Here is a 19019-nt window from a genome sequence, read left to right as displayed (position 1 = left end):
TGAAATTATAGTGAAAATATGGCATTTAATTCAAAAATGTGCTCTGTATGCAAAGGAAGGAAGCTATTATGTGGAAAATCAAAATGTTCTATTTTAGAAAAACTCAGAGCATTTGAGGACATCAAAAAGAAATTTGATAAAAAATTAAATAAAACCGAAATATTTGGAGCCTCTCCGCCTTCAATATTTGTTGGAGAATATAATTATCCAAATATTAGAATAGGTCCTCTAGTTCCTCCGATAGAGGGGGATACTTCATTTATGGATAGTCCGTTAAAATGGGAGGATAAATCTATTAAAGCAATTATAAAATATCGCTCTATGCTGGTAATGGGCGAAACTATCTCAAATGTCAATATCAATAAACAAAAAGAAAATAAATATAATAAATATAATTTAAGTGATAATAATATAAACAATAGAACAATGGAATCCATACAAGAGCTCGCAATGTCTTTAAAACCTGTGGATAGTGAAATCACATTAAAAAAGAAACCAAATTTTAATATAAGTCATAGTGGATTTGCTCCCCCGATATCTCCAAAAGGTGATTTATTAAAGTTTGTTGTGGCAGAAAATCCCAAAATACCTAAAAAAAGTGATTATGTAGTCAATGATGAGTTAAAGGCAGTAGATTCAATTATATCATTATATAATTATGGGGGATTTGACGAATATTATATAGTTAAATTAATGTCAGCGGGGCTTTTGGGAATTGATAAAAAGCTTGTCCCTACACGGTGGAGCATTACAGGAGTTCAAGATACCATTGGTAAATATTTAAGAGATAAAATAATAGATTATCCATTAATAAATGATTATGAAGTATATTATGGGGAGCTCCTTGGAAATAATTACACAATATTATTAATGCCAGATTATTATGCCTATGAATTAATGGAAGTTTGGCAAAAAGGTTCATTATTTGGGGATAGTGGCAGTAGTGGGGTCCCAATTGTATTGGAGGATTATGAAGATTTAAAGGTAAAAGGATATGCAAAAGAAACAACAGGGGCATTTTATGCCTCTCGTCTTAGCATTATGGAATATTTGGTTAAACGAAAAAGACAGTGTAAAATTGTAGTATTTAGGGAAATCACACCAGATTATTATGCTCCTGTGGGAGTATGGCAGATTAGGTCAGGAGTTAAAAAAAGTTTTAATAATCAATATTTTAAATATAATACATTGCAGGAGGCATTAAATAAAATTAGTGAGTTGGTTAAAACCCCTATTGAAAAATATAAATTAAAAAGTAAGATATTAACAAAAAGCAGACAGATGCGTATTGAGGAGATAATAAATATAATATAATTAAATAAAATATTATAAAAAAAATAAAAAAGTGATAATATGCACGAAGGATTAAAAAATGTAAAATATGCTATAATAACCGTTAGTGATAGCAGATATAACGAATTAGTGGTTGGAAACGAAATTGACGATAAATCAGGAGATTATTTAAAAAAGGAATTAAATGCTACTGCCCATACGCTGATACCAGATAATAAAAATATGTTGGAGGGAACTATTGACCATTTAATCGATTTTTGCGATATTGATTGTATTGTAATCACAGGTGGGACAGGCATATCCAGCAGAGATAATACCCCGGATGTTTTAAATAATTTATATGATAAGGAGCTCCAAGGATTTAAAATAATATTCCATCAATTAAGTTATGAGGAAATTGGATTTTCAACAGTACTGTCTCGGAGCTCCGCAGGAATATATAAAAATAAAATTATTTATTCTATTCCTGGTTCATTGGGCGCATGTAAAACAGCATCAAAAATTATTAAAAATGAAACAGGACATATATTAAAACATTTAAAAGAATAATTTATTATGGGGAGCTCCCATTATAGAGAATTATAATATATAAAAAATAAGTTCGTGAGACCGTGAAAATAGTTTTAAGAAATGAAATTTGCGATAAATTAGAAAATATTGTAAAAAATTTAAAAATAACAAAACATTGCATAGGTTGTGAAGGATTGGATTTAAATAATAAAGACCCGCACCATCACCCGTCCATTGAAATAACCCAAAAATGCAACCATAATTGTATTTTTTGTTATTCTAAATTGGTAGGCGTAAAATCTGGAATTTATGGAATTGACCCCAACAATCCAAATACAAAGGGACACACAGGTATAACGATAAGCCAGTATGGAGAACCCCTTACATATCCCAATAAAGTTAAAAAAGCAATAGAATTTACAAAAAATAATAATTTAAGATGCGATTTGCAAACCAATGGAGTATATTTAAACGAAAATCTTTTAAAAGAATTTAAAGAGTTGGGATTAGATATAATTATGATAAGTTTAAGTGCTTCAACACCTGAAACCCATAAAATTATTGCTAATTCCGATACATACGAAAAGATATTAAATAATATCAAATTAAGCTCAAAATATTTCCACACCATAGTAAGAAGTGTATATATACCAGAATTTAACGAAAATGAATTAATTGAAATGGCAAAATATTTAAACGATAATACCGAAGTTAAGGAAATTATGATTCACCAGTTGGTAGTCTATAATAAAAACATTGGAGAGTTAGAAAACAAAGGAAATATAAATAAAGTTGGTAAAATTAAAGACCTTTTATTATTAGTAGATGAAATGAAAAAAAATGCACCAAATATAAATATAACCATTAAAGGCTGTTTGCTGGTTAGACAGGCAGTTGCCTATGCAATTGATAGAGAAGGAATATCTAAAAATCTATTCAATGGAATTCCACAACCAACAGGGCATTTACTATTGCCAGAATTTAAGAACGGTCCAAAAAATGCTAAACCATACTCATACAATCCAGAAAAAGCCAGACAACTTCTTGCAGAGGCAGGCTACAAAGACACCGATGGAGATGGCATATTGGATAAGGATGGAAAACCATTAAAACTTGCCCTTGTAACAGGAGACAGACAGATGGAAAGAGATACCGCAGTTTATATTCAGAAAAACTTGAAAGACTTAGGAATTGATGTGGAAATTGCAAGTTTAGAAAGCAAGGCAAGAAAAGAAAGGGCTAAGAAAGGAGATTTCGATATTTGCAGATGTCATCCATGGGTAGCTCCACCGGTTAGATACTTAAAATGGAGATGCACCGACGATGGCTATGATAACTACGGATGTAAATTTGGAGTAAATGACAGAGTTAAGGAATTAATTAATATAATCTACACTGGAAATGATGAAGAAATTAAAAATGCATGGAATGAGCTCTGGAATATAGAATATGATTTCTGCCCGGCTACAGGAGTTTATGTTAGACCGAGAGCATTTGTATTTAAAGACAATGTCGAAGGATTTAGATTTGATGCTGATGTGGGATATATTGATTTAAGCAATGTTGTAATTAAATAAAAAATAACTAAATAATCAAATAAACAAATTATCTCTTTTTATTTTTTAAGGTGAGCTCATGAAAAATTTTATATTAAGGAGGTTATTTTTGGCAATACCAATGGCAATAGCTGTTTCATTGATTTCATTTTCATTACTTTACTTTTCCCCGGGGAATCCCGCAGAAATCATATTGGAGCAGAAATCACCAGATTCCAGTCCTGATGAAAATGCAATTAAAGAATATGAGAAAAAACTTGGACTAGATAAGCCTTTTTATGATTTATATGTAATATGGCTTAGCAAAGCATTAACAGGAGATTTTGGAGTTTCCCTTCAAAATGGCGAGCCAGTTATAGATGAGTTTATGGCAAGATTTCCATATACTGTTATGATTATGGTCGGTGCTACTACTGTTTATTTTGTGCTGGGGGTTGTAATGGGTATATTATCTGCACTTAACAAAGATGGCATAATTGATAATATAGTCAGAGCTTATGCATCATTAAAAATGGCTATCCCAAGCTTTTGGTTGGCATTGTTGTTAATATGGGTATTTTCTGTTAAACTTAAAATTATTAGTGCATTTGGATATAATGGGCTTGATAGTTTAATACTACCTTCCTTTGCTCTTGGTCTAGGCATGGCAGGTTCTCTAGCAAGGGTTTTGAGAACATGCATCCTTGAAGTCATGAGTAGTGATTATATTTTAACTGCAAGGGCGAAGGGACTTTCAAATAAGGTTGTTGTATTGAAACATGTATTAAAAAATGCCTTTCTACCAGTTATAACATTAATGGGGATGAAAACAGCCTATTTACTTGGAGGTGCCGTCATAATTGAAAGTATATTTGGATGGCCAGGTATTGGAAGTTATTTTATCGATATAATCAATGCAAAAGATTATCCTGCGGTTTCTGGACTTGTATTTATATTTGGAATTCTATTTGTTCTTGTTAATTTAATCGTGGATATATCTTATGCCATATTAGACCCGAGAGTGAGATACGATAAAGGTGTATAAAAAATGAACGCCAATAAAAAGTTTGCTTTATGTTTGGCAGGTGTTGCTGTCATATTTATTATTTCATTGCTCTCTCCATACATATTCAAAGATGTAAATGAAATAAACTTTGATAGAAAACTCCAAGCATCGAGCTTGGAACATCCATTTGGAACAGACAATTTTGGAAGAGATTTATTGGAAAGGACATTGTATGGATTGAGGATTTCACTTATTTTAGCTGTTTGTATTGAGGCAATATCCTTAATCATCGGTGTCTCAGCCGGATTAATAGCAGGCTATTATGGAGGTGTTGTTGATGAGATAATTAGCAGAACCATAGACACACTGATGGCATTTCCAAACATTATTTTTGCATTAACCTTAATTGCAGTGCTTGGACAGAGCATGGCTACGCTGATTTTAGCACTTTCACTGCTTGGATGGATAGGGTATGCAAGGATTGTAAGAAGTGAGGTTTTGTCATTAAAGGAAAATGAATATATTTCATTGGCAAAAGCAGTTGGAGGAAGTGATTTTTACATAATGGCAAAGCACATTCTTCCAAATGCAGTAATGCCCATAATTCCACTAGCCACGCTGATGATAGGACACTCTGTTTTATCCATTGCAGGTTTGAGTTTTCTTGGATTGGGTGTCCAGCCGCCAACACCTGAGCTCGGGCTTATGCTGAAAGAATCAATGACATACATGGATACAGCACCGTGGCTGATGATTTATCCGGGTTTGGTGTTGTCAATTTGCGTTTTATTATTTAATACTCTTGGGGACGCACTAAGGGATATTCTCGACCCAAGAAAAGAAAAAGTAGAGTAATGGAATAATAATAAATAAAGATTTATAATAAAATATAATAAAATTTAATTTATATTAATAAAAAATAATAAAAATAATAAAAAGGCGATACAATGAGTATTAAGGAATATATCAAATCAAGATGGGACAATCATGCAAAAAAATATGACAACATATCGGCACACGGTATAAACTCGGAGAAAGATAAAAGAGCCGTTAGAAGTGCATTGCAGGAGATACTTGGAGATAGAAAAAAGGTTCTTGATGTCGGATGTGGAACAGGTTTTTTATCATTAATTTTGGCTGAGCTCGGGCATGATGTTATAGGTGTGGATTTATCTGAGGGAATGCTCAGTAAAGCAAAAAAGAAGGCGGAAGAGAATGGATATGATATTTTATTCAAATTAGGGGATGCCGAAAATCTGCCTTTTGATAATGATTCTTTTGATGCTATTGTAGAAAGACATATATTATGGACACTCCCAAATCCAGAAAAAGCCATTAATGGATGGACTAAACTTCTAAAAAATGGAGGTAAATTGATATTAATTGAAAGTGAAAAAAAAGAAGGAAATGTTGGCAACCACCATTATAATGAAGAAATTGCCAGGGAGCTCCCTTTTTCAAACGGCATAGATTTGGAAAAATTCAAAGAGATAGCAAATGAATGCAATTTAACATTTAAAGTAGAAACTCTGGACTGCGAAAAGATAAATTTAATGATTGTTTGCGAAAAAACTTGTTAATTTTTCTTTATTTGATTTTATCGATATATAGTTGAATAATATAAATGTATATTTGATAATAAATAACAAGTAATAAATAATAAATAATAAATATTATGTAATAATTTATGTTAAATTACATTAAAATATTAATAAACTAAAAATTCATTTTGGTGATTCAATGGAACCTTTGCAGGGTTGTAGAATGATTGGAGCCATTAGGGCATTCAATGGAATACTTGACGGATATTCAATATTACACTCACCACCTGGATGCCATTCTGGTGTGATGATGTTGGAAGTTTTGCAGGATAACAGCGATTGGAGAATTGCAGTTTCTGGAATGCATCAAAGGGATTTGGTTTATGGGGCGGAAAACAAGTGCTTATTGGCAATAAAAAAGGTATATGAGACCATTAAACCAAATTTTATTGTTGCTATGGATTGCTGTTCATCAGGTATTTTAGGAGAAGATTTAGAGAGTATTGTTAATTTAGCAAAGGATGAAATTGATAAAGATATAATCTATTTTAGCGGAGCAGGATATCACAGTTTGGCATATTCAGGTTATGATGAAGCATTAAAATCATTAGTTCAATTTATGGAGCAAAAAGAAACCATTCCAAACTCAATAAATTTGATTGGTATAAAAATCGATGATTTTAAGGCTAAGGAAGATATTGAAGAAATAAGGAGGATTTGCTGTAATGCAGGAGTTAATATAAATTCTATTTTAACCTGCGATACTTTTGATGCCATAAAGAATGCTCCAAATGCTGAATTAAATGTCGTCTTTGGAGATGGAATTAAATTGGCAGAATTAATGAAAAAGAAATTTGACATCCCATATGTTGTTGTTGATTATCCATATGGCTTAAATGGGACCTTGGAATTTTTAAACTCGCTAAATGAGCATGTTAATGTTGATTTTGAGTTTGTTGAAGAGGAAAAGAAGAAGATAATCAAAACTGTTGAAAAGGTTCAGTTCTATTTAAAAGGATTCTACGGCATGAGCTCCGCAGTAGTTGGAGATTATAAGGCATTTGGATTTGCCAAATTTTTGTCTGATGAGATAGGGTTTGACATTGATACCTTGGGCGTTTCAAAATTTTACAATATCAACAGCAAAATAAAGGAAATTAAGGATATCGTGGAAAATATTGTTATAGACGACAGAAAGGAGCTGGAAGATAAAATTATGGAAAATAACATTGAGATACTGTTTGGTTCCAGTTATGAAAAGAAAATGGCACAAAATAAAAACATACCATTAATAAGGTTCTCCTATCCAGTAGTTGATGAAATATCTTTAAATAATACTCCACTTGCTGGATTTAGGGGAGCTCCTACAATTATTGAAAGAATTATAAATGAAATTACAAAGGCATAATAGGTGGCAATATGCAGTATAAAGAACAGAAAATAAGAATTTGCTCAAACCTTCCACTGCATAGGCAAAGCGGTGTTCCTGGGAAGGTTTGTGGAGCTTTAAGGATTGCAAACCAAATAAAAGGATGTGTCCCAATACTCCATTCACCAGTAGGTTGTGCATTCCAAAGGAAGATAAACACATTTGCACCTTATGAGATAACCTACAATTTACCTTGCACAAATTTAACAGAGGTTGATACAGTTTATGGCGGTCATGAGAAATTGGTAGAAAAGGTTTTGGAGGTTAATAAAAAATACCATCCTGAGCTCATATTAATTATATCAACATGTGCCCCAGATTTGATTGGGGAGGATTACGATATTACATTGGATGAAGTCAGGGATATGATTGATGCAAAGATTATATACGACACAGGGAATGCAAAGAGAGCTCCCGTTGGCATGCAAAGTGCATTATATTCATTAGCCACTCAGGTAATGGAGGAACAGGATAAAATTGAAAAGAGTTTAAATATTTGCAAACTTTCATACCATAGAACAGATTCAGTTGATGAATTTGTAGATATTTTGGAAGAGATGGGAGCTCATGTTAATGGAGTTTATTTCAACAACAACACCATTGAAGATATAAAAAACATTCCAAGGGCTGAGCTCAATTTGGTAGATTTTCCAGCAGATTGGGTATTATATGCCGAGAAGAAATTTGGGACAAAATATCTTATGCCGCCACGACTAAAAATAGAGGACTCACTAACGACATTAAATGGGTTTGCCAAATATTTGTATGCTATTGCCGGAGCTCTGGACTTGGATACTGATGTAATTGAAAAAAGAAAAAAAGAAGCAGATGAAAAACTTGAAAAATATAGGAAAAAATTAAAAGGTAAAAAAATAGCAAGTGGATTTTCAGTTCATGGAGGGGCAATGCAAACATTGATTGAAGACGTAGGAATGGAATGCCCTGTTTTAATATTAAAAACTAGAAGAATGAATTTAATGATGAAAGATGATGCTGTTAAACACATATCCAATTCAATGACAAGATTTATTGAAAATCATCAAGGATATGCTCCAGAAGTATTGATAAATCCAACTACTGAGGAAGAAATAAAGGCTATGAAGGAACATGGTATTGAATTGTGCGTAGGCGGAATGGAAAATAACATGTTTGAATATTTAAGAAACGGCATAAAATTATTCGATATGAGGCGGATGATGCAAATATCAAAAATGGGCTTCAACAATTCTGTAAATATAGCAAGGGAAACCTATAAAATTGTCTCCAAAGAACCAAAATCACACTTGTTATTGGGAAATATAGAGTATTCAATGAGAAATCCAAGTTTATCAAACTATTGGGCAGATATTGTTGATATATTCCAAACATGCTGGCATTGTGATTGTAAGGACTAATCATAATGAGATTAATGTAATTATATAAAATAAGAATTAAGGTGATAATGTGAAACAAATAGCATTTTATGGAAAAGGAGGAATTGGTAAATCTACAACAGTATGCAATATAGCGGCGGCACTTGCAGATGAGGGAAAAAAGGTAATGGTAATCGGGTGCGACCCAAAACACGACTGCACTTCAAATTTAAGGGGAGGGGAAGAGATTCCTACAATATTGGACACGCTGAGAGAAAAAGGAATGGAAAAACTCAGTTTAGAGGATGCAATAGAGGGAAAAAAGATTGAAATGGATGAAATCATCCATAAAGGGTATAATGGCATATACTGCATTGAGGCAGGAGGACCAAAGCCAGGATACGGATGTGCTGGAAGGGGTGTCATTGTAGCAATAGATTTGTTAAAGAAAATGGATATATATGAGGAATTAGGCGTGGATATAGTTCTTTATGATGTTCTTGGAGATGTTGTTTGTGGAGGATTTGCCATGCCTTTAAGAATGGGATTGGCTAAGCAAATTTATGTTGTAACTTCCTCCGACTACATGGCAATGTATGCGGCAAATAATATATGCAGAGGCATGAAGGAATTTGCTAAAAAAGGAGGAAGTAGGCTGGGAGGATTAATTTACAATGTTAGGGGCTCATTAGATGCTTATGATTTAGTTGAAGAAATGGCCAATAAAATAGGAACTGAGATTACAGGCAAAATTCCAAATTCCATGCTTATTGCTGAGGGTGAGATTGAAGGAAAAACTGTAATTGAATATGCTCCTGACAGTGAAATTTCATCTATTTATAGAGAGCTCGCCAGGAAGATTTATGAAAATGATATGGGCGCAATCCCAAATCCCCTGGAAAATGAAGAAATAATGCAAATTGGGCAGGCAGTCAAGGAAAGAATTAAAAAAATGAAGAACTAATTGTAATGTTAATTTTATTCGCAAATTAATCTTATTTACAACATATTATTTTTTATTTTATTATTGTTATTTATATTTACTAAAAGGCATAAGGGCGATACCATTGGATATATTATCTTATTTAACCCAAATAATTATTTTATCATCGGTTGGGATTATTATTGCAGGAATCATTGAGGAAACGAATCTGTTATCCATAATTAAGAAAATAACAAAACCATTATGTTTAATCTCAAATTTACCTGAGGAGTGTGTAGTAGCATTGTTGGGGAATTTTATAAATCCAACAGTTGGAAAATCGATGCTTGCCAAATTCTATAAAGATAATAAAATAAACAATAAAGAGACAATAGCCACCGCAATAATAAGCCCATTGCCGATAATTTTGGGAGAAAGTATATTTAGGGTGCAACTACCACTTGCCATTGTCTTTCTCGGATATAAATTAGGAATAATATATGTTCTTTTTAATATGTTTTCTGGATTTTTAATGGCTTCAATTGGAATTATATATTCAAATATCTTTTTTGAAAGGAAACCAATAAACATCAATACCAACAACAATGAAAAAATTATATTCAATAGGGAAGTTATTACGAAAGGTGTTATGAAATCTGTAGAGCTCCTAAAAAAAGTAATTCCTATGATTGTAATATTTACATTACTAATATATTGCCTAATGACTTTTGGTTTAACGGATATTGTAAAAGAGATATTTACGCCATTATTTGGCATACTAAATTTACCGGGAGAAGCAGTAATGGTTTTAGTTGCAAATTTTGCCCATTTCTCCGCAGGATATGCTACTGTAGATATTTTGATAAAAAATGGAGCCCTAAACGAAAAACAGGCATTACTAACGCTGTTAATTGGAAATATAATTGGAATATCTATGATATATTTGAAGCACTCCATCGGGACCTATGTTGCATTATTTGGTAGATTTGGTCTAAAATTAGCTATGATTAATTATACTATATCAATTATTGTAAAAATTTTACTAATAATGCTTGTAATGTTATTACTTTAAAGATTAAAAAAATAAAATAGAATAGTCGAAACTAAAAAATAAGAAAAAAATTCTTACGGATTTTATAGCTCGAAACTCACTTGTTTGTTTCGATGTACATATTAACTATAAATCTTTCACCATTAGATAATCTGCCTTTAGTTTCCAATCTTCCAAAGATAGACGAAATCCGTAAGGATTTCGTTTAATTAGTTTCGCCCATCATATTATATATTCATAATTAATATTTTTCGACAACCTCATTTAAATCGAAAACTTTATATATGAGATGGTTGTTTATAGTAGTGTAGATAAAATACATAACCATAAATAGCCAACATATATATACTCCAAAAATAATTATATATTATAGATAAATTGGGTGATACTATGGAATTAATGGAATTAGGTAAAAAATTTCAAGAAATGGTAGGATTAGAATATCCCGCAGTTGCTGTAAAATTGGTAAAATCAAAAGAGGAGCTCCCTGAAAATATACCAGAATTGGAGGAATCAACAAGACATTGCGAAATGATTCAAATTGCAAGAATGGAGGGAAAAAAATTTTATGCACCAGTCGAAAAACATTCCTGTAAAGGTGGAGCTTTTGCTATTGGGGTTCTCCATGATGCACCAGAACCATTAAAAACAGGTAAATTATACCACAAATTAGGAAACTTCGAAACAGAGGAAGGGGCTGTAAAAACAGTTGGAGCAATTCCAAAAGTGGAGGAGCCACAATATGCTGGTGTTTATGCACCATTAAATGAAGCTAATTTCACACCTGATTCAATTGTAGTAATTACAACACCTAAAAAAGGATTAAGATTAGTTCAAGCATTATTATATGTCGGAGGCGGTAGATTCCAGGCAGATTTTGCAGGTATTCAGTCTTTATGTGCTGATGCAGTAGCCGCAGTTAAAATAAGGGGAGTATCAAATGCTACACTTGGCTGTAATGGTTCAAGAAAATACGCAGAAATTAAGGATGATCAAATGGTATTCGCATTCCCTCCATCAGACTTAGAGCATATAATAAAAGCATTAGAGCACTTTAAAGAAATTTGGGGATAATATTAAATAGCATAATTAAAATATAATAAATAGGCATAAAATTAAATAATAATTAATAAATGATAGGAGGGATAATAATGGTAAAAATAGAAGTATTCACATCACCACAGTGCCCACACTGTCCGGCAGCTAAAAGAGCAGTTGAGGAAGTTTTAGCAGAAATTAAGGGAGATTTTGAAGTAGAGCATGTAAATGTTATGGAAGAACCAAAAAGAGCCGCAGATTATGGAATTATGGCAGTGCCCACTATTGTAATAGATGGTGAAGTGGCATTTATGGGAGCTCCACAAAAAGAACAGTTAAAAGAAAAATTATTGAGTTTATAATATTAAATAAATATAATTTAATATTATAATTTATTTTTTTAATATTTATCGGTTGTGTTATTTCATAACACAATAGAATATAGTAATAAAAGATATTATGAAAATAATAATAACTTGCAAAGACGAAAATAAAAAAATAGATAATAATAACAAAAATTTAAAAGTTGCATGTGGTTTGTGTAGGGGAGAGGATACCAAAACCACAATTAAAATGTTATTGGAGGATTATGGGTATGAAATAATAGAAATAACATATCCAAAATGCGACATAATCAAGAACTTAATGGAGTGATGTTATGATAAGAAAAATATCTGTAAAATGTTTAAGAAGTCCATCTATATTGGTAGATGCTGTTTTAAGTAAAATGAAAGACGGAATATTGATTGTTGAGACAGATGGCGAAAATCAAATAAAAGATATTGAAAATTCAATAAAAAAATTAGGCTATAAAATAGAAAAAGAAGGAAATACAATAAAGATACTCGTGGGTGAAATTGTGGCAAATAAAACAATAAGCGTAGTTGGAGCAACATGCCCAGGACCTATAATGATGGTTTCCGATATCCTTGAAAAAATGGAAACAGGGGAGCTCCTTGAAATCAACGCTGGAAAACCTGCTTTGGTAGATTTGACCGAAGGATTAAAAAGTATGGGACATGTCGTTGTATCTGTTGAGGAACAAACTGATGGAACATACAAAATATTAATAAAAAAGGGAGAAAAGAAAGAGGAAGGAGCTACCTCCGTTAATATTGACGAGATATTTATAATAAATACCACTGGAACAGGAAATGCCGAAAAAGCATATTCTACCTTTATGATGGCAGATGTGGCTTTAAAAATGAAGTTAAAACCCACAATATTTTTAATGCTTGATGGTGCAAGTATGGGGCAAAAAGGAGAATGCGATAAAGTTAAACATCCAGCTTTCCCAAAATTAAGCGAATTAGTTAAAAATGCATTAAATAATGGAATTAAAATATATGTCTGTGAATTAAGTGCAGAATTTAGGGGTATAAGTGCGAAAAATTTGGAAGATGGATTTGAAATTGCAGGAGCTCCGACATTCTTTAACTATTTATCAAAACCAACCGTTAGACCAGTATGGTTATAAGGTGATATTATGAATGAAATTATTACGCTAATATCATTATCCGTAATTTTTGGAAGTATGCTTTCAGGATTTGCTACATTTAGAATGACAGGAATGAGGTTAATGCCTCATTTTGCATCCCTTATACTTGCATTTGTATTTACAGTAGCTTCTTTGTTTATCGATAATAATATTATACATTATATGGCAATAGCATTGCAGATAATTACTCCATTCACCATATGTGGAACAATATGCAACATATTAAAAACCCAATTCCAAAACACCGGGATTTATTCGGCTCATTTGGGATTTATGGGAATTATGTTAATTCTTGCCATTGGCAACTTATTAATATAAATAATTGATATTCTAAGGGAGCTCCCAAAATTAACTATAAAAATTTTGAAAAGATATTGGAGCTCCCCAAATATTTTATATTGGAAACATAATTTTTCAATGAATTAATTAATTCTTTTTCATTTTCTGGTGTTTCATAGTCAATATAAAATATATAACTACCCAATTTTGTTTTAGATGGTCGGGATTCTATTCTCGTTAAATTGATATTTTTTTTATTGAATTCTTTTAATATATTGTATAGGGCTCCGGGTTTATTCCCGATTAATTCAATTATTATTGTAGATTTTTTTGTAGTGTCGTTATTAGTAAATGATATATCATTTGAATCTTCACAGTCCTTTCCAATTAATATAAATCGTGTGGTGTTGTTTGGATAATCCTGTATATTTGTATCAAGAATATTTAAATTATATAATTTTCCAGCTTTTTTTGATGCTATTGCCCCTAATTCTTCGTTTTTCATATCATATACTTTTTTAACCGCCATACTATTGCTTAAAACTGATTCTGTTTCCCAATCGTGTTTTTTTATATATTTTCTACATTGGGCCAATGCCTGTGGATGAGCCAATATTTTTTTAATTTTATCTTTACTGTATCCAATTAAACAGTGATTTATATTTATATCTACTTCCCCCAATATTTTTACAGGAAATTCTAAAAGTAAATCCATTGTAAGAGATACAGAACCTTCTATGGAGTTTTCAGAAGGAACTACCCCATAACAATTATTATTTCCCTGTTCTACTCGTTCAAATACTTCATATATCGAGTTGCAATATTCAATATTTTTATCTTTTATTATTTTTGAAAATATTTCTGCTGCCTCTTCTGTATAGCTTCCTTTTGGTCCCAAGCAATAAATCATAAATCCACCAATTATTATTTACTATTATTATTTATTTTATAATAAATCACTCCTGCTTTTTTAATTCAATATACAAAAATTGCCCTTTATTTTTGAATATTTCATTTAATTTAATATCAACTTTATGAAATATGGACAATATTCTTTTTAAAATAAATGCGGGAAATATTTTAAATAGTGGGGGTATAAAATAAAATGATATACATTTTATTAAGTCAAATCCCATTAGATTATTAAAATCTGATTTTTTTAACGGTCTATGATATACTACAAAATCATTAAAAATATCTTCATTTATACAGCTTTCTTTATTCACTACAACGATTATTGCCATGGCATTTGGTTTTAAAACTCGTTTAATCTCCATCAATGCTTTTTTGTAATCTTTGATATGTTCCAGCACATTTATACATAATATTAAATCAAAAGAATTGTCTTTAAATGGCAAATTAGAAATATCCCCGCATATTTTATTAGTTTTTAAGTTATGTTTTTTTTCAAATTTTTTTAATAAGTTTGTGGAAAAATCAAAATATATGGCATTATATTCCTTTGTTAAATTATAATAGGAACCATGCCCACAACCACAATCTAAAATTAAATTATTTTTTATTTTTTTAAAATTATCTGAATTATTTATAATATTTATCAATAAATCTTCCTCAAATTCCATTAAAAGATTAATATATTTTGGAAAATTTTCAATTTTCCAATTATCGTAAAATTTTTTTACTGTTTGTTTTTCCTTATCCATTTTATCATTTTATTATTTATTCGTATATCTATTCGTATATCTCGCAAATTAAACTATAGACAGAGGTATTTTCGGGAAATAATGAAATAATTTTTTCTTTTAGTTTATCCAATTCTTCTTTATCCATTTTTTCGGTAATCTCTTTATCCAATGTAAATCCGCATCTATAATAATATGAATCTTCATAAATTGCTCCAATTTCAGGGAGCTCCAAAGACCTAACTATTACGGCATCACCCAATTCTTTTACAAGATTTTTCATTATTTTTTTAAAATCAATCATTTCATCATTATAAAATACTCCATCTATCATTATTTTCATTTTACCACCAATAAGTCATCCATAGTTAATCTTCAATATAACTGTCCTTATGTGCCATAAATTATTATGCATATTTACTTCGTTTTTAGTAATATAACAATATATTTTGGCTTTTTAATTGTGGTATATTTATGAAAAAGACCGAAGATTGACTATAATTTCTCCTCTTATTTTTTATTTTTCCTAGCATCCACAAATATATTCTTTATTAAAATCAAACAAAATTTCTTCTTCTTCATCTTTTTTAACTATTAATTTTCTTTCTTCGATTACTTCACCGCAAACTTCCGCAGTTATATTTACAAATTTCAAAACTTCTTTTAATTTTTCTATGTTTTCCTCTTTTGCCGTAAATACAAAGGCACAGCCAGGATATATTTTTAACCACTGGTTTAATGGGACCTCTTTATTCATTGGTATTTTATTAATATCCACTATTGCTCCTTTTTTGGAGACTTCCAACAACATACCAAGAGTTCCAAGAGCTCCAGGGTTGCTAATATCTTTACATGCTGTGGCAAGTTTTTTTTCTCCGATTATTTCAAGGGCTTTTAACTGGTCTCTTACAAGTTTTTTTGGTTTCATTGTGGTAGTGTCCCAATTTAAATCAAATTTTTCATGTATTTTACCATCTAAATCATAGGCAAAAACTACTTTATCCCCTATTTCTGCTGTATCACTTCTCAATACGCTGTCTTTTTTTACAATTCCCGTAATTGAAACATCTAGAACATTGCATTTGGCATCGGGATGAGTATGTCCTCCAATCATAGGGATACCAAATTTTTCAACTCCGTCTTTAATGCCTCTTAAAACTTCCTTTCCAACTTCTTCATCATTTATGCTTATAATGTTTGTCATGCCTATGGGAGCTCCTCCCATTGCTGCGATGTCATTGGCATTTACGAGGACGGCACAATAACCTGCCCAATAGGGGTCTTTTTCCAACAAATTTCCCCAAATTCCATCGGCAGCTAATAATATGGCTTTTTCTTCATCTATGCCAATTATTGCGGCATCGTCTCCAAAATCTGATATAATATCAAAATAATATTCGCTGTCATCATATCTTAATGATTCTACTACTGATTTTATTTCTTTTTTCCTACTTACGCCTTCAAATTCCTTTAACTCTGATGCTAATTTTTTTAAATTCATGGAGCTCCTCTAAAAAATTGATAAAATTGATAAAACAATTATATTAATATTAAGTTATATATTTATCATATTATATATATGATAAAATAGTAATTTATTCATATTTTAGTTATATATTTCTACCATATTGCCTATATTTATTATATGAATTTTCCAAAACTTTGATTACTGGAAGGGTTTTTCCTGCTAAAAACTCAATGCATGCACCTCCCCCGGTGCTTATGTGGTCCATTTTTTTATCCAATCCAACAACCGCCGCCGCAGCAGATAAATGTCCTCCGCCAATTATAGTAAATGCATCGGTTTCAGCCATACTATTTAAAATACCTTCTGTCCCTTTTATGAAGTTTTTATTTTCGAAAACACCAGCAGGACCATTGGCAACCACAGTTTTAGCATTTTTTATGTGGCCATTATATAATTCTATAGTTTTACTACCCATATCATAAATAGGATATTCTATTTTTTCATTAAGATTTAAATCTACTTCTTTTCGTTCTCCATCGATATTTAGTGCAACATCTATTGGAAATACAATTTTATCGCCGTATGTAGCTATTAACTGTTCTGCAATTTCTATTTGATTTAAATATCCCATACTTTCTACTACGGCCTTATTATCTCCTATGTCGTAGCCTTTTGCCAGCAAAAATATATTCGCTACAATTCCTGATATTAATATTTTATCTGCAATGTTTCCACTGAGAACATTTTTAATTACTTCGATACTATCATCAGCTTTTGCACCACCTAACACAAAAACACAAGGCTTTTCGGGATTATTTAATACCTTACTAAGGGTTTTTATTTCATTATACATAACATTTCCCGCAATTGCTGGAACATAATATGCTAATCCCACCAAAGATGGTTGAGCCCTATGAGCCGCTGCAAAAGCATCATTTATAAAATAATCAAATAAATGGTGTATCTTTCGTATCATTAGGGTTTTGCCCTGTTTTTTAGGTGTGTCGTCTTTCCATTTTTTCCAATCTTTTAAAACTTCTTCGGCATAGAATCTAACATTTTCAAGCAATACGATGTCGCCATCTTCCATATTAATTATTGTAGACTCGGCATGAGAGCCAAACATGTCATCTACATATTTAACTTCTTTATTTAATACTTTGGAAAGTATTTCGGCATGGGATTTCAAGGTAGTATAATCTTTTTTTCCCGGTCGGCTTTGGTGTGCCATTATTACTACTTTTGCTCCATTATTGGATAATTCTGTTATTGTATCAGAACATGCCCTTATTCGTGCATCATCTAATATTATCTCATTTTGGGGGTCTATGGGGCTGTTTATATCTACTCTCAATGCAACAGTTTTTCCTTTAAAATCAAAATTATCAATGGTCAATAGCATAATATTCCTCCTTGAAATTATATAAGATTTACATATAATATTGATATTCGTATATCATAATACGGCGCATATATTTCGTTTATTTTTATCTTTATTATCTTTATATTTATGGATACTTAATAGTATATAATATATATTCTGTATTTATAGTTAATCTTCAAGAAATGTCCTTTATCTGTCCTCTGTTATCATATTAAGTGGGGCTACTAATTTAGCTTTATTATGGATTTAACTGAAAAAGACCGAAGATTAACTATTTGTTAATCGATAATTTTTACTACGGGAGCTCCCAAATACATAAGGATACCATATATAAAGGATACCAAATACATAACATATAAAAAAGATACATAATATATATGTTATAAAATATATTAAATATACACTAAAAATATATTTATAAATATATCATATAAAAGTTAAAAATAAATAAGTAGGTAAGTAGTATGGTTAAAAAGGCTATTGATAAATTAAAACTAAAATTGTTTGGAAATGATGGGCCACCAGTTCAGGTGCCTGTGGATGATGATTATGTGGTAATTGGTGAGGAATATTCTTCTGAGGAGGTAAATGATAGGGGATATGTAGAAAATGTAATAAAAAATCCCCCTGCCCCAGAACCATTGAAAGAAATTACTGATAAAAATAAAATTAAAATAGAGATAAAAGAGAAACCAGAGGTAGAATCCAAACCTAAAATCAAAATAGTAAAAGAAAAAATACCCCCAAAATTACTCACGGCACGAATAAAGGCACCCGATGATTTTGACAATCTTAAAAAAATAATAGAACATGATGTAGTTATAATCAACCTGGAAGATATTCCAATAGAGGCTATTATTAAAGAATTTTCTGATTTTAAAAAATACTTGGAAACTATGGATTATACCCTAGGAAAAATAGATGAAAGTGTAATTATTGCAGTTAAGAGTGGAATTAAACTTGACAGATATTCTAAAAATGCAGAATAATAAATATTAATATATTGCGTTTAAATAATATATATTTTTGAACATAATATAAAATCAGGTGAAATAATAAAAATAGCCATA

21 protein-coding genes are annotated in these 19019 nt (G+C 31.0%); 16 read left to right on the top strand and 5 right to left on the bottom strand.

The annotated features are described in order from the left end of the window. Positions 1-18: 18 nt before the first annotated feature. The 15 genes from MAEO_RS02555 (at position 19) to MAEO_RS02485 (ending at position 13493) form a co-directional block, all read left to right on the top strand. Entirely contained in the window at positions 19-1314 is a 1296-nt protein-coding gene (locus MAEO_RS02555) for an Nre family DNA repair protein (protein WP_011973232.1), read from the top strand. Between the two features lie 39 nt (positions 1315-1353). Continuing rightward, complete coding sequence (locus MAEO_RS02550) at positions 1354-1842, top strand: MogA/MoaB family molybdenum cofactor biosynthesis protein (RefSeq protein WP_011973231.1); 489 nt, start codon at positions 1354-1356, stop codon at positions 1840-1842. 62 nt (positions 1843-1904) lie between these two features. After that, positions 1905-3380, top strand: coding sequence for an ABC transporter substrate-binding protein (locus tag MAEO_RS08140; RefSeq protein WP_011973230.1), 1476 nt, complete (start codon positions 1905-1907; stop codon positions 3378-3380). A 58-nt stretch (positions 3381-3438) separates the two neighbouring features. Next, positions 3439-4383 (top strand): ABC transporter permease, encoded by a 945-nt coding sequence (locus MAEO_RS02540; protein WP_011973229.1) that lies wholly within the window; start codon positions 3439-3441, stop codon positions 4381-4383. A gap of 3 nt (positions 4384-4386) precedes the next feature. Next, positions 4387-5199 carry an ABC transporter permease gene (locus MAEO_RS02535; protein ID WP_011973228.1) on the top strand — a complete coding sequence of 271 codons (813 nt, stop codon included), beginning with the start codon at positions 4387-4389 and terminating at the stop codon, positions 5197-5199. Between the two features lie 92 nt (positions 5200-5291). Continuing rightward, on the top strand, positions 5292-5924 hold the full coding sequence (locus MAEO_RS02530; protein WP_011973227.1) for a class I SAM-dependent methyltransferase: 633 nt from the start codon (positions 5292-5294) through the stop codon (positions 5922-5924). A gap of 160 nt (positions 5925-6084) precedes the next feature. Next, on the top strand, positions 6085-7293 hold the full coding sequence (locus MAEO_RS02525; RefSeq protein WP_011973226.1) for a nitrogenase component 1: 1209 nt from the start codon (positions 6085-6087) through the stop codon (positions 7291-7293). An 11-nt stretch (positions 7294-7304) separates the two neighbouring features. Further along, a complete protein-coding gene (locus tag MAEO_RS02520) occupies positions 7305-8708 on the top strand; it encodes a nitrogenase component 1 (protein WP_011973225.1) in 1404 nt (467 codons plus the stop codon). Positions 8709-8757: 49 nt separating this feature from the next. Then, a complete protein-coding gene (nifH, locus tag MAEO_RS02515) occupies positions 8758-9630 on the top strand; it encodes a nitrogenase iron protein (RefSeq protein WP_011973224.1) in 873 nt (290 codons plus the stop codon). A gap of 103 nt (positions 9631-9733) precedes the next feature. Beyond that, positions 9734-10660, top strand: a complete 927-nt coding sequence (locus tag MAEO_RS02510) for a nucleoside recognition domain-containing protein (RefSeq protein WP_011973223.1) — start codon at positions 9734-9736, stop codon at positions 10658-10660. Positions 10661-11029: 369 nt separating this feature from the next. After that, positions 11030-11713 (top strand): DUF169 domain-containing protein, encoded by a 684-nt coding sequence (locus MAEO_RS02505; protein ID WP_011973222.1) that lies wholly within the window; start codon positions 11030-11032, stop codon positions 11711-11713. Positions 11714-11790: 77 nt separating this feature from the next. Beyond that, positions 11791-12039: an MJ0307 family thioredoxin gene (locus tag MAEO_RS02500; RefSeq protein ID WP_011973221.1), complete on the top strand. Its 249-nt coding sequence runs from the start codon at positions 11791-11793 to the stop codon at positions 12037-12039. 97 nt (positions 12040-12136) lie between these two features. After that, positions 12137-12331, top strand: a complete 195-nt coding sequence (locus tag MAEO_RS02495; protein WP_011973220.1) for a hypothetical protein — start codon at positions 12137-12139, stop codon at positions 12329-12331. A gap of 4 nt (positions 12332-12335) precedes the next feature. Continuing rightward, entirely contained in the window at positions 12336-13154 is an 819-nt protein-coding gene (locus MAEO_RS02490) for a sulfurtransferase TusA family protein (RefSeq protein ID WP_011973219.1), read from the top strand. A gap of 9 nt (positions 13155-13163) precedes the next feature. Next, positions 13164-13493: a DUF5400 domain-containing protein gene (locus MAEO_RS02485; RefSeq protein WP_011973218.1), complete on the top strand. Its 330-nt coding sequence runs from the start codon at positions 13164-13166 to the stop codon at positions 13491-13493. Positions 13494-13527: 34 nt separating this feature from the next. Here MAEO_RS02485 and pheA read toward each other — a convergent pair whose 3' ends face one another. From pheA to MAEO_RS02460, 5 genes are all read right to left on the bottom strand, one after another. Then, positions 13528-14364: a prephenate dehydratase gene (pheA, locus tag MAEO_RS02480; protein WP_011973217.1), complete on the bottom strand. Its 837-nt coding sequence runs from the start codon at positions 14362-14364 to the stop codon at positions 13528-13530. 46 nt (positions 14365-14410) lie between these two features. Further along, entirely contained in the window at positions 14411-15118 is a 708-nt protein-coding gene (locus tag MAEO_RS02475; protein ID WP_011973216.1) for a class I SAM-dependent methyltransferase, read from the bottom strand. Positions 15119-15146: 28 nt separating this feature from the next. Beyond that, positions 15147-15440 (bottom strand): hypothetical protein, encoded by a 294-nt coding sequence (locus MAEO_RS02470; RefSeq protein ID WP_011973215.1) that lies wholly within the window; start codon positions 15438-15440, stop codon positions 15147-15149. A 183-nt stretch (positions 15441-15623) separates the two neighbouring features. Next, positions 15624-16598 carry a methanogenesis marker 2 protein gene (locus MAEO_RS02465; RefSeq protein WP_011973214.1) on the bottom strand — a complete coding sequence of 325 codons (975 nt, stop codon included), beginning with the start codon at positions 16596-16598 and terminating at the stop codon, positions 15624-15626. Positions 16599-16707: 109 nt separating this feature from the next. Continuing rightward, positions 16708-17967 carry a phosphoglycerate kinase gene (locus tag MAEO_RS02460; protein WP_011973213.1) on the bottom strand — a complete coding sequence of 420 codons (1260 nt, stop codon included), beginning with the start codon at positions 17965-17967 and terminating at the stop codon, positions 16708-16710. Between the two features lie 446 nt (positions 17968-18413). On the opposite strand from MAEO_RS02460, the gene MAEO_RS02455 reads away from it, so the two are divergent. Continuing rightward, positions 18414-18938, top strand: a complete 525-nt coding sequence (locus MAEO_RS02455) for a hypothetical protein (protein WP_011973212.1) — start codon at positions 18414-18416, stop codon at positions 18936-18938. Positions 18939-19019: the final 81 nt, after the last annotated feature.

It is taken from the genome of Methanococcus aeolicus Nankai-3 (genome assembly GCF_000017185.1).
GTDB lineage: Archaea > AGJL01 > Methanococci > Methanococcales > Methanococcaceae > Methanofervidicoccus > Methanofervidicoccus aeolicus.
The sequence above is the reverse complement of the archived record's forward strand: the minus strand, read 5'-3'. Positions and strand labels throughout refer to the sequence as shown.